The sequence below is a fragment of the Pseudomonas sp. IT-P4 genome (genome assembly GCF_949767755.1).
Classification (GTDB): Bacteria; Pseudomonadota; Gammaproteobacteria; order Pseudomonadales; family Pseudomonadaceae; genus Aquipseudomonas; species Aquipseudomonas monachiensis.
Genome location: NZ_CATKPX010000050.1, coordinates 1 through 16,238 on the forward strand (window position 1 = coordinate 1; position 16,238 = coordinate 16,238).

Consider the following 16,238-nt stretch of genomic DNA (forward strand, 5'->3'; position numbering starts at 1 on the left):
CTCGGCCAGCGTCGACGGCCAGACCTTCGAAAACCTGGTGATCGACGGCACCGCGGCCAATGTGGCCATCACCGACACCGTCAGCGAAGTGATCGCCACTTTGACCGCCGACAAGTCCACCGTGGCTGAAGGCGGCCAGGTCACCTACACCGTGACCCTGACCAACGCGGCCGGTCTGCCGATCAATAACCACGGCCCGTTGGAGTTCACCCTCTCCGATGGCACCAAGATTACCGTCGCGGCCAATACCGCGACTGGCACGGCAACCATCGCCGCTGCCGACGACGTGTTCACCGGCGGCCAGGCGCCGATCGTCAACAAGCTCGAGAGCGTTACTGGCGCGGATAACTTCGAAAAACTGACCCTGAGTCAGACCGAGGTCGCAACCACGGTCACCGACGAACCCGGTTCGGGCACCCCGACCGACAATCAGGGCGACAAGGTCACCGTCAGCATCGAAGGCAATGGCGGCGTGCAGGAAAACCTCGCGCCGACCTTCACCATCAAGGTCGACCAGAAACTCGATCACGACCTCAAGGTCACTTTGAGCAATGGCGACACCGTCACCATCGAAGCCGGCAAGCTGTCGGCCATTTACACCGCGCCAGTGCAAGGTGACGACGTCTACAAGGACGGCCAGACCCTCACCGTTGGCATCAGTGATGCGACCGTTGATGGCAAGTCGTTTGAGAACCTCGTCATTGGTGGCGAAGCCAAGGTCGAAATTACTGACACCGTCAGCGAAGTGATCGCTACCCTGACCGCCGACAAGTCCACCGTGGCTGAAGGCGGCCAGGTCACCTACACCGTGACCCTGACCAACGCGGCGGGTCTGCCGTTGAACAATCACGGTGAACTCACATTCACCCTGACTGACGGCACACAAATCAAAGTCCCGGCCAATACCGCGACTGGCACGGCGACCATCGCCGCTGCCGACGACGTGTTCACCGGTGGCCAAGCGCCGATCGTCAACAAACTGGAATCGGTCAGCGGTGCTGACAACTTCGAAAAACTGACCCTGAGTCAGACCGAGGTCGCAACCACGGTCACCGATGAGCCATCAGGCCAAGGCGACAAGGTCACCGTCAGCATCGAAGGCAATGGCGGCGTACAGGAAAACCTCGCCCCGACCTTCACCGTCAAGGTCGACCAGAAACTCGATCACGACCTCAAGGTCACTTTGAGCAATGGCGACACCGTCACCATTGAAGCGGGAAAATTGTCGGCCATCTACACCGCACCGGTGCAGGGTGACGACGTCTACAACGACCCAAGTAACCTGAGCCTGACCGTCGGCTCGGCCAGCGTCGACGGCCAGACCTTCGAAAACCTGGTGATCGACGGCACCGCGGCCAACGTGGCCATCACCGACACCGTCAGCGAAGTGATCGCCACCCTGACCGCCGACAAGCCCACCGTCGCCGAAGGCGGCCAGGTCACCTACACCGTGACCCTGACCAACGCGGCCGGTCTGCCGGTCAATAACCACGGCCCGCTGGAGTTCACCCTCTCCGATGGCACCAAAGTCACCGTCCCAGCCAATACCGCGACCGGTTCCGCCACCATCATTGCCAAGGATGACGTCTACACCGGCGGCCAGCCGTCCATCGTAAACAAGCTCGAGAGCGTTACTGGCGCAGACAATTTCGAGAAGTTGACCCTGGGCAAGGACCAGTTCACCACTGCCGTCACCGACGAAGCAGGTTCGGGTACGCCAAATACGCCAGCCAACACCGGTGACGTCACCACCATCAGCATCTCGGGTGATACATCTGTCGTCGAGGGTCAGGCCGCACATTACACCCTCGCGCTGACCAACCCGGCTCACGGTGAAGTGACCGTAACCCTGACCTACTCCGGCACCGCAGCCAATGGTGCGGACTTCACCGGTGTGACGACAGTCAAGATCCCGGCGAATGCCAGCAGCGTGCCGTTCGACATTTCGACCATCGATGACCGAATCACCGAAAGCACCGAAAACTTCGTGGTCAAGATCGACTCGGCCACCGGAGGCAACTTCGAGAACCTGGAGATCAGCACGTCCAACGGCAGCGTCGGCACTTCGATCATCGACAACGACGCACCGCCAGCACTGGACCTCGATGCCAACAACTCCAGCGGCGCCACCGGAGCCGATTACAAGGTGACGTTCACCGAAAACACTGCCGGCCCTGGCGTGTCGATTGGCGATACCGACCTGAGCATCACCGACCCGGACAGCACCCTGCTGACCGGCGCGACCATCGTGCTGACCAACCGTCAGGACGGCGATGCCCTGAACCTGGGCAACAGCGTCAACGGCATTACCATCAATGCCAACAGCACCAACGGCACCGTCACCCTGACCCTGTCGGGTAACGCGACGCTGGCCGACTACATGCAGCAGATCAAAAACATCACCTTCACCAACAACAGTGAAGATCCGAGCACCGTGCCGCGCATCATCACTGTGACGGTGACCGATGGCAGCAACTACTCCAACACCGCGACCACCACGGTCAACGTGGTGGCGGTCAATGACGCACCGGTCGCAGCACCGGTCAACGTCACCGGCACCGAAGACACGCCGCTGATCCTCGGCTGGTCGACCTTCGGCGTCAGCGACATCGACAGTCCGGCCACCAACCTGGGCGTGAAAATCACCCAGCTGCCGGGCGAGGGCAAACTGCAGTACCTGGACGGTTCGACCTGGAAAGATGTCGCCGCCAACCAGACGTTCAGCAAGACTGATATCGACGCGGGCAAACTTCGCTTCATGCCGGATGCCAACGAGTCGGGCGTGGACGGTTACGGCCCTGGCACTGGTGACCAAAAGGCTGACTACGCGCAACTCCAGTTCCAGCCAACCGACGGCCAGACGCTGGGCAACACCGGCACGATCAAGATCGACATCACTCCAGTGGCGGATGCCCCGACCCTGAGCGTTGCCGACAACAGCGTAAGGTCCACCGGGTTGATCAAGGAAGTCTGGACCGGTCTGTCGGGCCTGGGCACCAGCGGCAATGGCGCGGACTCGACCACGCTGAAAAACGTGATCGACGCCGCTGGCACGGCGAACTCCAAAGGCACCGTGACCAACGTGCAGTCCGACGGTAGCGTAACCGCCGGTACGGCGTCGAAAACTTCCGGCCTGATCTACCTCGAAGCCGGCAAGACCTACACTTTCAGCGGTATTGGCGATGACAGCCTGCTGGTGACCATCGGCGGCAAGAACGTCGCTGCGATCACCTGGGGTGCGGGCGGCAACCTCAACGGTTCGTACACCCCGACCACCAGCGGCTACTACACCCTGGACATCTACCACCACAACCAGAGTGGCCCGGGCAGCTATGACGTCAACCTGTCGGTCAATGGCAGCACGCCGATCGACCTGAGCAGTGCCGGCGTACCGATTTACACCGGCGTCCCGGACCTGGTGAATGCCGGCGTGACCGTGTCCGACTTGCACGGCACCAATGGCGAAGGCTACTACGACGGTTACAAACTCAATACCGGCGCCGAAGGCACCAGTGTGAAACTGTCCGCCATCACCACCGCGCTGACCGACACCGACGGCTCGGAAAGCCTGAGCCTGAAGATCAGCGGCATGCCGGTCGGCTCGGTGCTCACCGACGGCGCGGGACATACCTTCACGGTCACCGCGTCCAATGGCGAGGCCAATGTGACAGGCTGGAACCTCGGCTCTCTGACCGTCACCGCGCCACCGTACTACAACGGCCAGTTCAACCTGACCGTGACCTCGACTTCCACCGAGGCCCTGGGTGGTTCGGCCAGCAGCACTTCGCAGATCCCCGTGACCGTGTACCCGGCGGCCTACAACGCTGTCACCGCCACCGCGGCCGATGACACCGTCACCGGCACCGACGGCAATGACATCATCGTCGCCGACATCGGCGGCCTGACCGTGGTGCCGGGCACCAACTACAACATCGCGTTCATGGTCGACAGCTCCGGCAGTATGAGTTCGTCGTCGATCAGCTCGGCCAAGGACTCGCTGACGTCGGTGTTCAACACCCTCAAGCAAAGCCTGGGCAGCAACTCGGGTACGGTGAACATCTTCCTGGTGGACTTCGACACCCAGGTCAACAAGTCGGTGTCGGTGAACCTCAATGACTCGAATGCGTTGACTCAGTTGAAGGCGACTCTGGACTCGATGTCGTCCGGCGGCGGCACCAACTACGAGGACGTATTCAAAACCACGGCCAACTGGTTCCAGAGTGCGGACGCCGTGGCCAACACCGGGGCGAAGAACCTCACGTATTTCATTACTGACGGCAAGCCGACTTACTACCAGAGCGGCGAGTCGACCAACCCGACCCTGTATGGCAGCACAACGCTCGATAGCCTGATCACCACCAGTAACTATCAGTTGGGTAAAGCGATCAGCCTGTTCCCCGACAGCACGCACCAGATCGACATTTCCGCCTCGGGCCAAGTGACGGTCTGGACCAAGAGCAGCAACGGCAATAACGGAAATGGCAACGGCAACGGAAGTAGCTGGTCATCCAAGGACTTCGGCTATCTGCATGCCCAGGGTGACGGCACCTACGAGTTCTCGGGGCGTGACGGCGACGGCAGCAGCACTGACTGGGACACCACCAGCAACTCCACCGGCAGCTTTGCACTGCTAAGCAACCTGTCGAATGTCGAGGCTATTGGCCTCAACAACGGCGTGAGCCTCAACGACCTGAAGCCGTATGACTCGAATCAATTGCCACAAACCAACATCGATCCGAAGGATCTGGCCAACTCGATCATCGGCCACACCGAAGCGACGATGCCGGGTCACGACACCGTCAGCGGTGGCGAAGGCAACGACATTCTGTTCGGCGACCTGGTGAGCTTCAACGGCATTGCCGGCGAGGGTTACCAGGCCATGCAAGCCTTCGTGGCGCAGCAATCCGGCGTGGAAGTCAGCAAAGTCACCACCAGTAATGTGCACCAATACATCACCGAGCATTACAACGCGTTCGATCTGTCCGGTGCCCATGACGGCAACGACACCCTGCTGGGCGGTGCCGGCAATGACATCCTGTTCGGCTCGGGCGGCAACGACAACCTCGACGGTGGCAAGGGCAATGACATCCTGCTCGGCGGCACCGGTAACGACACGTTGATGGGCGGACAGGGCAGCGACATCCTGATCGGTGGTACTGGCGGTGATACCTTCGTCTGGAAAGCGGGCGATACCGGCAACGACGTGATCAAGGACTTCAAGGCCAGCGAAGGCGACCGGATCGACCTGCGTGATCTGTTGCAGGGCGAAACCGGCAGCACCATCGACAACTTCCTGAAGATCAGCACCGTCGATGGCGTGTCGTCGTTGCAAGTCAGCTCGGCCGGCCAGTTCAACTCGGGCAACGCCGCAGCCGCCACGCCGGACGTGACGATCAAGCTGGAAGGCAACAACTGGTCGAGCGCTAACCTGCACAACCTGATTGCCGGTAGCGACCCGACCATCAAAATCGATCACAACAACAGCTGATGCACGGAAACGGCCGCCCCCTATGGGGCGGTCGTCACGATTGCGTCCACTGCCCGGTGACGATTTCGTCGCGGCGCCACATACTGGCGTGCAGTTGACCTATGCTGCTGACAGCACGACGCTGGTTCCATTCCGAGGGATGCTCAATGTTTTACGTGCAACGCGATGCGCAGGGCCTGTTGATACGCGTGGAACCCGCCGCCTACGCCGAGGCCACGGAAACGCTGGCGGCCGACAATCATGAGATTCAGGCCTGGTTTGCCAACGCGGCTGTGGAGAACAGCCTCAAACAGCTCAAGCAAAGTGACCTGGAAATGATCCGGGTACTCGACGACTTGATTCAGGTGCTGACCCAGAAAGGCGTAATCCGCGTCACCGACCTGCCGACGGCGGCCCAGGCCAAGCTCATGGACCGAAACCAGGCCCGTGAAGCCTTGGGTGGCTTGAGCCAATTGATCGATGATGAAGAGACCGGGCTGATCTGACGCGCCCCTGCGATCATTCCCACGCACGGCGTGGGAGCGATCACATCAACCCCAGGGCTTGGGTTCGCCGAACAGCTGGCCCTGCACACCGTATAGCCCCATCTCGCGAATCACCGACAACTCCCCTTCTGTCTCGACCCGCTCGGCAATCAGCGGCAGATCAATGCTGTGCGCCGCTCGCTGGATCGCTTCGATGAACAGGCGTTTGTCGCTCTCCTCGTCAATCGACCGAATGTAGCTGCCATCGATTTTCAGGTAAGCCAGCCCCAACCGAGCCAGGTTGCCGATCATGCTGAAGCGGCCACCAAAACGTTGCAGGCTCAGGGAGAACCCGAGTTCGCGCAGGCGCCGGGTCAGTTGCTCCAGCACCGCCTGGTCAGGCAGTTGCTCTTCGCCAATTTCCAGGGTCAGGCGCGGGCCGAGGTTGGAGTGCGCGCGCAGTATCTCGAAGATTTTGTTTTGCGCCTGCGGGTCGGCCAGGGTAGCCGACGACAGGTTCAGCGCCAGCGACTCCTCATGCCCGCTCATTTGCTCCAGCACCCGCTCGAGCATCAGCCGATCCAGACGTGCAGTCCAGCCGAAGCGCTCCAGCCAGGGCAGAAAACGCCCGGCGGGGATGGTCTGGCCGTGTTCGTCGAGCAGTCGCGACAACACTTTGTAGTGCAGCACCAGTTGCGTGTCCTGGGCGGCCACTACCGGTTGGAAATACAGCTCGAAACGCCGCTGTGTCAGCGCCTGGTCGAGCATCCGGTGCCAGGCGTGGTGATCGTCGCCGACACTGGCCGCGAGACTGTGCTCGATACAGGCCCAGTTCTGCTCGCCCTGGCCTTCGGCCTGCGCCAGCGCCTGGTCGCCAAGGCTGAGAACGGTTTGCGGCGAGTCGCCATGAGCAAAAGGCGCCAGGCCGATAGACGCCACGGCAGCCACATCGGTGGCGCCGGTCGCGTGAAGACTGGCCAGGGCACTGTCGAGGTTCTGTGCCAATTGCAGCGCTTCCGCGCGCACCAGCCCCGGTGCCAGTACGGCAAATTCGCCGCCACGGATACGGGTGACCAGGTTCTGGGTTTCCGGGTATTTGGCGCACTCACGAGACAGTTGCTCACCGACGGCCTTAAGCACTTCATCGGTGCGCTGGCCACCGAGTCGCTGGTTGAGACCGGCCAGATCCTTGACCCGCAAAAGCAGCAGATAACCGGAACTGGCCTGCTCCGGGTTGCTTACCCGCGCATTCAGTTGCATCTCGAAATATCGCCGATTGGCCAACCCGGTCAACGAGTCCTGATAGGACTCGACCCGCAGTTTTTCACTGCGTTCGGCCTGCTCCTGGAACAGCGCCTTGAGCTTTTCGACCATCTGGTTCATGGCCTGCACTACCCGGCGAAGTTCTGGGGTACGCGGCAGTTCCGGCAGGCTGAGGAATTCCCGCCGGGCGATGGCGTGGGATTGCTTGACCATGTAATCCAGCGGTCTCAATTGCTGACGCAGCAACAGCGCGCCGAGTACCGCACTGACCGCGCCACACAGCAGCAACCAGCCCAGGCTACCCAAAGCGCTTTGCCACAACTTGGCCAGCGCGAACATCGGGTGGCTGACCACCTCGACCCGGGCAGCCTGTTCCCAGCCACGGCTGACGATCGCATCACCACCGGCGGGTTCAAGGCCGATCAGTTTGACGAACCAGTCCGGAACATTGTTGACCGCCGGAATACCCGTACGCTCGACCAGGGTCTGGTCGGTCTTCAGATCGACCACGCGGATACTCGCGTAGTAACCGCTGTCGAAAATCGAGCTGACCAGCAACTCAACCATCGCCGGGTCGTCGATGTTCGGTGTCAGGGACAGCGCCAGCGCCGTCGCGGCGTCCTGGGCATGGGAGCGCAACTGGTTGACGTACTGAGTACGCGAGCTCTCCAGACTGACCATGAAACTGCCGGTGAAGGCGACCACCAGGAACAGACAGATAGCAATCAACAGCTGTTTGAACAAAGACATCTGAGCACGTGCTCCTAGTTAGTCGTCTCGACCGGGAATCCTTCGGCCTGCATTTTTTTCAACACATCCTGCCAACGCGAAAGGCGTTTGGTATCGCCGACCTTTTTATTGCCCTTGGCACCCGGCAACCACATCCCTTCGGCATTGAAAGAGTAGACCGGCAGCAAATCCTTCCGTTGGCCTGCCGGCTTGATTGCATCAATCAGGCTGTCGAGTACCAGGGGCTCGGCTTCCGGGCTCGCGTAGTAAGTCAGTACCATGTGCGCACGGTTCTGGGTCAGCGCCTTGACATAGGTGATACGCAGCTTTTCACTGGCTACACCGAGGTGCCGCAGGCTGAAGTACTTGGCGATAGCGTAGTCTTCACAGTCGCCCGCGCCTTTCCAGAGGGCTTGGATCGGGGTTTCCCAGTAGTCGACTTCATGCCACAGATCGATGTCTTCGACGTATCGCAGCTGCTGGTTGAAGAAGTGATTGACTACATTGAGTTGTTCCAGCTCGCCGATCTGCTTCTGGCTAGTCAATAAGTATTGCCAATCATTAATGCGTTGCTGACCTTCTCCCAAAGGTCCGTACAATGCCTGCGCCCGCCGGCTGATCAGGGAAAAATCCCAATCGGCGCTCAAGCTGCCCAGCATTACGCCAGTCAGCAGCAATGCGCTGCACAGCCAGCGTAAAACCCGGGGGATCGTTAAACTTGCCGCCAATGCGAGGCATCCTGGATAGGCAGGAGGGAATCGTTCGAATGGTGAAGGTTAGCCCGGAAAAAGACAATGGCACGGTGAGATCACTGGCGGCGCGCTAAACTGCAAGAAAGGCACTCGAGAGCCTGTTTGACAAGCAGTCAGTCAGTTACTAGTGTCATTTGGATCCAAAAATATTCCATCAATCAGGGTGCGTTTAGTGACACAAAAGCCCAACCCTCTCAGCCGTATCAAGGTCAACGGGCCGATTCCCGCACACATGGCACGCTCGGTGATCGAAGAAACCCTGCGCGCGGCCATACTCGACGGGCGCATTCCTTGCGGTGCGGCCCTGCGCCAGCAAGACCTCGCCGACCTGTTCGGCGTCAGCCGCATGCCCGTACGCGAAGCCTTGCGCCAACTCGAAGCACAGTCGTTGCTCAACGTGGTTGCCCACAAGGGTGCCGTGGTCGCGCCGCTGGTCCAGGGCGATGCCGTGGAAACCTACGCGCTGCGCATCCTGCTGGAATCCGAAGCCCTGCGTCTCTCGGTGCCACTGCTTCGCGAAGAAGATCTCGAAGAGGCTGCCCGCTACATCGACGAACTGGAAACGGAAAGCGACTACACCGAAATCGGTCGGCTCAATCGCTTGTTCCACATGACGCTTTACAGCCAGGCGCCGAATCGCCGGCTGTTGAAACTGGTCGAAGACGGCCTGAACGAAGAAGAGCGGTTCCTGCGCTTCAACCTGGAAGCCATGGGCCTGGGCAAACTGTCCCAGGATGACCACAAGGCACTGTTGCAGGCTGCTGCAGAGCGGGACGTCGAACGCTCCGTGAAGCTGCTCGAACATCACCTGAACCGAGGGGTCGAGGTCATTACGCGCTACCTCAACAGCCCTGAAGTCCAGGCCAGGAACAGGTCGAAGTAACCCTCGGCGGCAAGCCCGGGGGAGCGTACCGAAGGGTTCACCCCGCTTGCCGCGCATCCCTCCAAATGCTCCGCGAATAATTTGATTACAAATCCCCTTCCCCCATACCACGCCGCCCTTGCAGCGCCATACCGCGCCATACCGCGCCGCAACGCCTCGCCGCCTTGAAACCCGACCATTGCAACATTTGCGTGATGCCTCAGTAATGGCGGCCACCTCGATTTACGCCCACTCTGGATAACCAGGACAAAAAACGGGTGACGCTCCGTTCGAATGGAGCAACCCCTGCCCCCAGAAGCGAAGGAAGGAGCCTCATCACGGGAACGGAAGGATCGGCATCGCTCGCGACCCGCTTCCACCCCCTCAGACATTCCCAACGACGCCCGTAAAAAGTTACTTCGAGTGAGGCATTCACTCTTTATTCAATTCTGACTCATATAAGCCGGAAGGAGTAACTACGCCAAAATAAAACCAACCTAAATAGTTTTATTGGAACTTGTCATTCTCGAAAAAGTTGAATATTGAAATAATAACAAAACAACTTGATCAACACTTTATATGTGTATTAGTTTTTCTTCGTCGCCAGCCACAAACGGCTGCAACGCCTAACCCACTTGGCATCCATGGCACTGAAAAAGATCAATTAGTTTGAGGTACCCGTTCGCCAGGAAAAAACTTCCAACGAACTTCAGTGCTTGATGACTTCTCACCAAGGATCATTTACAGGCTCATCCATGAAACCAACTAAAGAACGTCTGTTTCAAAAAAAATCAGAACTTGGCAAACACCCGATCTTCTCTGAAATACATTCGCTGCCGGTCCTGCGACGCTTCATGGAAACCCACGTGTTTGCCGTATGGGACTTCATGTCGCTGACCAAGCGCCTGCAACAGGAGCTGACCTGCGTGCGACTGCCCTGGCTTCCACCGCAGGATCCCCAGGCCGCGCGGTTGATCAACGAGATCGTACTGGGTGAGGAGTCGGATGATCGCCCGGCTCTGGGTCACTACAGCCACTTCGAGTTGTACCTGGATGCAATGCGCGAGGTCGGCGCCTGCACCGTTGCCATCGAGCGTTTCGTGGCCCTGCAGCAAGAAGGCGTGAACTACGACATGGCCTTGCAGAGCGTCAAGATCGATCCGGCGGCCGCCAATTTCGTCCGTCATACGCTTCACACCGCACTGCATGCGCCGGGTCATAGTGTGGCCGCAGCGTTTCTGCACGGTCGCGAGAGCGTTATCCCGCAGATGTTCCAGCGCATCCTCGACGATTGGGGCATCGGCATCGAGCAAGCGCCGACTTTCCGGTACTACCTCGAACGGCACATTGAGGTCGATTCCGAGGACCACGGCCCGGCAGCGGAAAAGCTCCTGTCACGGATGGTCGATAGCGACCCGCAACGGCAGGAAGACGTGTATGCGAGCGCCATCGCTGCCGTGGAAAGTCGTATCGCCCTGTGGGACGGGTTGCGCCTGAGCATGAACGAATACGTCGTGGAGGTGAACGCATGAACGCCGCCGACTACCAATCCTTCGCCGACGCCTGGGAGAGCCGCGCGACCATCCGCACCCGCCCGCGCCGCGTGCTGGAGAACGACGACAAACTGATCTACCCCTTGAGCCGCCAACCGTTGGCGCTAAGCGAAACCTTTCTGCGCGAATGCCCGGAACAGCGCGACTTCGCCCTGGTACAGACCCTCTACAAGTTCATCAGCGATGTGGTGATTTTCGAAACCGAGATCGTCGACAGAACCGCCCGCAGCATTGCCAAGAATCGTTTTGCGGTCGAGTTTCCGTTCGCCTGCCGCTACGACGCCATGACTGTGGTGGTGGACGAGGATTACCACGCGCTGGTGGCGATGGATTTCATGCAACAGACCATCGCCATGACCGGCATCCCCCCCATTGAATTGCCGGATGAAATCGAGCTGAGCCGGGCGATACCGGTGGCCGTGGCACTCGCTCCGGAGCACCTGCGCAGCGCCGTAGAACTGATCTGTGTGGCCATCGCCGAAAACACGGTGACCGGTGATGTCGCCGCGTTCGCCAAGGACGACACGGTCAAGCAATCGATCAAGGGCCTGATGGCCGATCACTTGCTCGATGAGGGGCGCCATTCCGGTTTTTGGGCGCGGCTGGTACGCATCTACTGGCATGCCGCAAGTGCAGAAGACCGCCAGTGCATCGCGCAGATCCTGCCGGTGTTCATTGCTCATTACCTGACCAACGACATCCAGAAATCCTTCGACTTCCGCTTGATCGACGCACTGCAGATCAACGACGCGACGCGTCACGCCCTCAAGAACGAAGTGTCTGCACTGGCCTTCCCGATCAATCGCCATCACCCGCTGGTGGCCAACATTGTGCGGTTTTTCCACAGCAGTTCGCTGCTCGATTCGCTGTGCGTACAAACCGCCCTCAGCGACTACCTGGTTTGACGAGGAGCCCATCATGAGACGTCTCGACATCTTGCTCACCGGAAAAAGCCAGGCCCTGACCGACCTGGCATTGGAACTCGAACAACACGGTCACTCACTGACGCAGATATCCGCACTCGACGAAATGCCGGGGCCTGCGGATCTACTGATCGACGATGGCACGTCGCTTGAGTTCACCTGTCAGGCGCCACGCCTGACATTGCAGTTGGGCCTTCGCCTGCCGCAGGCGTCCGGCCTGCCATCGCTGGACGTACTGTGCTGGCATGGTTCAACACTGCTGAGCCGCGCACCCATCGCCGATGAACCGTCGGGTAACGGCCAGGCGTTGCGTATGCAGGCCATGACAGCACTGGTTGACCATGTGGCGCTGCTGGTCAGCCGCTACTCGCGCGATGCCGACTATTTTCGGCTCGCCGAACCCGCCGTATCTGCCCGCTTCGAGCGCATCGAGAGCCTGCGGTTCCTGGAAAGCCTCACGTTCGTGCATCGGCTCAATGCCACCGCTGACCCAAGACTGCAGCAACTCGCGTTAACGCCGATGATCGAAAGCCTGGAACAGCAATGCATCCAGAGCGCCGACCATCCGGCCTTGAGCATCGACGGCGACACCCTCGACTATCGCCAGTTGCACGCCCACAGCCGCGCCATCGAGCAACGTCTGCGACCGCTTCTGGAGCAGCATCAAGGCCCGGTCGTCATCGGGATCTGCTTACCTAAATGCAGCGCGCTGTATGCGGGAATCCTGGCGATCCTGGGCAGCGGCGCGGTGTACTTGCCGCTGGAGCCGGGCCATCCGTTGCAACGTCAGCAGTACATCCTGTCGAATGCCGGCGCGGTGTTGTTGCTGCATGACGGTGAGCATCCCCTGGCGTACGAGATGCCAGGGCTGGACATCAGCAGAATCGACGTCCATGACGCAGACCTCACTCAACCCTTGATGCGCCAACGCCCCGACCTCGATGCGCCTTGCATGGCGCTCTACACCTCGGGTACCACCGGTCATCCGAAGGGCGTGTTGCTCAGCCAGGCCAACCTTGCGCACTTCACCCACTGGTACGCCGACTATGTGCAGCTGACCCGCCAGAGCCGGGTATTACAGTTTTCTTCGTTGGGATTCGACTCATCGCTGATCGACATCTTCCCCACCCTGTTGCAAGGCGCCGAGATGATCGTGCCCGGCGATGACCAACGCCGCGATCCGCTGCAACTGGTGGAGCTGATTCGTCATCGGCAACTGAGCCACGCCTTTTTACCGCCGGCCTTGTTGAGCATCCTCCCGCTGGAACAATTGCAGTGCCTGGATCATGTGATGACCGGCGGCGATGTCTGCGAGCCGTGGGTCATCGAAAAACTGAGCCGCCAGGGCAAGCTCTACAACCTCTACGGGCCCACCGAAGCCACGGTGCTGATTACCGCGCGCAAACTCCAGGCAGGCGACAGCAACCGTTCTCTGGGCGCTCCAATCGCCAACAGCCAGGTGTTGATTCTCGATGACGACTTTCACCCCGTGGCCGAACAGACCGTTGGTGAGTTGTACATCGCCGGCCCGGGTGTGTGTCTGGGTTACCTGAACAACCCGCAGCAAACCGCTGAACGCTATCTGCACTTGAACTTGCCTGACGGCCGGAGGTTGCGTGTCTATCGCACCGGAGACATGGCAAAGTGGACGGCTGAAGGGATCGAGCTGTGCGGTCGGCGTGATCATCAGGTGAAGATTCGCGGCTTCCGGGTCGAGCCGCAAGAGATTGAGCGCTGCCTGCGCGACAGCCAGTTGTACCGCCAGGTTGCCGTGGTCATAGATAGCCAGCGACGGATACTGGCTTTCGTTGCCCAGCCCCGGGACGACCAGCCCGATAGCGTTCGCCAGTTGAAGGCCCACGCGACACAACACCTGCCGGACTACATGCGCCCCCTTGCATGGACCGAGCTGACAGCCATGCCCTATGCCAGTAATGGCAAGGTCGACCGCAAGGCGCTTCTGGAGCTGGCGCTCAACGTCACCGAGCACTCTTCAAGACGTCTGCCCGCCAGCGCCGATGAGGCCCTGCTGTTGGAGATCTGGGCCGAGTTGCTGGAGCTCCCGGCGAGCGATATTTCCACCGACGAAAGCTTCTTCAATCTGGGCGGGCACTCGATCCTGCTGTCGCGCATGCTCCTGCGATTGCGCGAGGAGTTCGGGCGCAGCATCTCGATCAACCGATTCATCGAACTCCCCACTCTCGAGAAACTGGCGACTTTGGTGCGGGGTTCCGGCAGCGAAGAAGTGCTGAGCGAACAGGCCATGCGCGATGCCTTCCGCGAGCTGGATGTTCAGCCGCTGCCCGTCAACCGCATGGGCGATGTGCACAAGGTGATCGTCACCGGTGCCAACAGTTTTGTCGGTGTACACATCGTCGATGCGTTGCTGGCCTGGGGTGCCAGCGAAGTCGCTTGCCTGGTTCGCGATGGCAACGGGCAATCGGCGGACGAGCGCTTTGCCCAGGCGTTGCGGGAGAACCGTCTGGAGCATCTGGATATGAACCGGGTGCGGGTTTACGCGGCAGACATCACGCGGCCGGAACTCGGTTTGGCGGCTGAGGTTTACCAGCGACTGGATCAGGAGTTTGGCGCATTGGTGCACAACGCGGCGAACGTCAATCACGTCCTCGATTACGAGTCGCTGGCCCGTGACAACGTCGAGCCGATTTTCGAATGTTTGCGCCTGTGCGAAGGACGCAGCAAAAAAATCTTCAACTTCGTCTCGACGCTCTCGGCCTCCAGCACGATATCCGCCGACGGCCGAGTGCTTGAGTTGCCGGCTGCACCCACACCACCGATCTACATCAAGAACGGCTACAACCTGTCCAAATGGGTCGGCGAGCGGATCCTCGAACGGGCGCGGGAGCTTGGGGTGCGGGTCAATCTCTACCGCCCCGGCAACATCAGTTTCAACAGCCTCACGGGCGTGTGCCAGCCGCACAAGAATCGCCTGATGCTGATGCTCAAGGGCTCGATCCAGCTGGGGCAGGTGCCGGAGTTCGCCTTGAACTTCGACTTGATGCCGGTGGACTTTCTCGCCCGATTCATCGCTTTCCACGCCAGTCGTTATCAGCCGGAGCAAGCGGTATTCAACCTGCACAACCCCGAGCCCTTGAGCTGGGACAACTACGTGGCGTCCTTCCGCGAAGCAGGGCGCGAATTCGCGATGGTCAGCGTTGCCGACTGGCAGCAGCAACTGGGTCGGGTCGACAGCGACAACGCGTTGTACGGCGTGCTGGGGTTCTACCTCAACGGCTTCGAGGAGGACATCGGCGACATCTCGATGATCGGTCACGACAACGCCCAGGCCGGTGTTCGGCTGATGGGCACGCACTACCCGCAAAAGTCCCCGGCGCTGCTGCGTCGCGGCTGCGACTACCTCAAAGAAATCAATTTCATCTGACTCAACCCAACGGAGCAAGACCATGAGCACTCTGCAACCCGACACGCTGATCAAAAACCCTCAAGGCTGCCACGTGGCGTCCTCGGTGGACGTACCTGCCGATGCCACTCAGGTATGGGCCGTAGTCGGCAATTTTGCCGGCTTCGATCGCTTCATCCCGGCGCTGTCGCACATTGAGATGACCGGTGATGGTGTGTCATCGCTGCGCAAAAAGTTTTTCAAGGATGGCAACCTGGTAGTCGAGCAACTCAACTCCCGGGACGACCAGGCACGGCACATGACCTGGACCACTATCTACAACACCCTGGGTGTGGCCAATCTGTGGGCAGCGATGAGCGTTGAACCACTGGGTGCGGGCCAGTCCCGAGCCACCTGGACCATCATCGCCGAACCTGCCCAAGGTGGCGCCGAGGCGATACCGGGCTTCAAGGCTTTCGTACAGGGTTTTGCCGATGATGCGATGAACAATGTGCTGAAGCTGTTTGCTTAAGACGAAAAAGCCCGTTGTGGAGAGACTCCACAACGGGCTTTTCAGTACCCCTGAAACGACAAAACCCCTGTCTGCGTTAGCAGAGAGGGGTTTCGGAATTCAATCTTGACGATGACCTACTCTCACATGGGGAAACCCCACACTACCATCGGCGATGCATCGTTTCACTGCTGAGTTCGGGATGGGATCAGGTGGTTCCAACGCTCTATGGTCGTCAAGAAATTCTGTGACCAGCCCGTTAGAACTTTAACGTGCCGGTGAAAACTGGTGACTTCTACTAAAAACAAAACCCCTACCTGCGTACGCAGATA

8 protein-coding genes, 1 rRNA gene and 1 pseudogene are annotated in these 16,238 nt (G+C 59.8%); 7 read left to right on the plus strand and 3 right to left on the minus strand.

Annotated features, from left to right (window positions below):
• Positions 1 to 5,488: pseudogene (locus ACM6IT_RS20940) on the plus strand (LapA family giant adhesin); the annotation flags it as partial.
• A 146-nt stretch (positions 5,489 to 5,634) separates the two neighbouring features.
• On the plus strand, positions 5,635 to 5,973 hold the full coding sequence (locus tag ACM6IT_RS20945) for a hypothetical protein (RefSeq protein WP_056727017.1): 339 nt from the start codon (positions 5,635 to 5,637) through the stop codon (positions 5,971 to 5,973).
• Positions 5,974 to 6,018: 45 nt separating this feature from the next.
• Here ACM6IT_RS20945 and lapD read toward each other — a convergent pair whose 3' ends face one another.
• On the minus strand, positions 6,019 to 7,965 hold the full coding sequence (lapD, locus tag ACM6IT_RS20950) for a cyclic di-GMP receptor LapD (RefSeq protein ID WP_056727018.1): 1,947 nt from the start codon (positions 7,963 to 7,965) through the stop codon (positions 6,019 to 6,021).
• Between the two features lie 14 nt (positions 7,966 to 7,979).
• Complete coding sequence (gene lapG / locus ACM6IT_RS20955) at positions 7,980 to 8,672, minus strand: cysteine protease LapG (protein ID WP_056727019.1); 693 nt, start codon at positions 8,670 to 8,672, stop codon at positions 7,980 to 7,982.
• A 196-nt stretch (positions 8,673 to 8,868) separates the two neighbouring features.
• On the opposite strand from lapG, the gene ACM6IT_RS20960 reads away from it, so the two are divergent.
• The 5 genes from ACM6IT_RS20960 to ACM6IT_RS20980 all read left to right on the plus strand — a co-directional run bounded on the left by ACM6IT_RS20960 (position 8,869) and on the right by ACM6IT_RS20980 (position 15,927).
• Entirely contained in the window at positions 8,869 to 9,579 is a 711-nt protein-coding gene (locus ACM6IT_RS20960; RefSeq protein WP_056727020.1) for a GntR family transcriptional regulator, read from the plus strand.
• A gap of 734 nt (positions 9,580 to 10,313) precedes the next feature.
• The gene (locus ACM6IT_RS20965) at positions 10,314 to 11,090 is read left to right on the plus strand and encodes a DUF3050 domain-containing protein (RefSeq protein ID WP_409079474.1); all 777 of its coding nucleotides are present in this window, start codon (positions 10,314 to 10,316) and stop codon (positions 11,088 to 11,090) included.
• On the plus strand, positions 11,087 to 12,016 hold the full coding sequence (locus tag ACM6IT_RS20970; protein WP_414918611.1) for a diiron oxygenase: 930 nt from the start codon (positions 11,087 to 11,089) through the stop codon (positions 12,014 to 12,016). The genes ACM6IT_RS20965 and ACM6IT_RS20970 overlap by 4 nt, the downstream gene beginning before the upstream one ends.
• 13 nt (positions 12,017 to 12,029) lie before the next feature.
• Complete coding sequence (locus ACM6IT_RS20975; protein ID WP_414918612.1) at positions 12,030 to 15,437, plus strand: amino acid adenylation domain-containing protein; 3,408 nt, start codon at positions 12,030 to 12,032, stop codon at positions 15,435 to 15,437.
• A gap of 22 nt (positions 15,438 to 15,459) precedes the next feature.
• Positions 15,460 to 15,927: an SRPBCC family protein gene (locus ACM6IT_RS20980; protein ID WP_409079476.1), complete on the plus strand. Its 468-nt coding sequence runs from the start codon at positions 15,460 to 15,462 to the stop codon at positions 15,925 to 15,927.
• 103 nt (positions 15,928 to 16,030) lie between these two features.
• On the opposite strand, the gene rrf is transcribed toward ACM6IT_RS20980, so the two are convergent.
• A 5S ribosomal RNA gene (gene rrf / locus ACM6IT_RS20985) occupies positions 16,031 to 16,146 on the minus strand.
• Between the last annotated feature and the right edge of the window lie 92 nt (positions 16,147 to 16,238).

Excerpts from the sequence above, each read along its gene's own strand:
- ACM6IT_RS20965 (WP_409079474.1), top strand. The coding sequence starts at position 10,314 with ATGAAACCAACTAAAGAACGTCTGTTTCAAAAAAAATCAGAACTTGGC.
- ACM6IT_RS20970 (WP_414918611.1), top strand. The coding sequence starts at position 11,087 with ATGAACGCCGCCGACTACCAATCCTTCGCCGACGCCTGGGAGAGCCGC.
- ACM6IT_RS20945 (WP_056727017.1), top strand. The coding sequence starts at position 5,635 with ATGTTTTACGTGCAACGCGATGCGCAGGGCCTGTTGATACGCGTGGAA.
- ACM6IT_RS20975 (WP_414918612.1), top strand. The coding sequence starts at position 12,030 with ATGAGACGTCTCGACATCTTGCTCACCGGAAAAAGCCAGGCCCTGACC.
- lapD (WP_056727018.1), bottom strand. The coding sequence starts at position 7,965 with ATGTCTTTGTTCAAACAGCTGTTGATTGCTATCTGTCTGTTCCTGGTG.
- ACM6IT_RS20980 (WP_409079476.1), top strand. The coding sequence starts at position 15,460 with ATGAGCACTCTGCAACCCGACACGCTGATCAAAAACCCTCAAGGCTGC.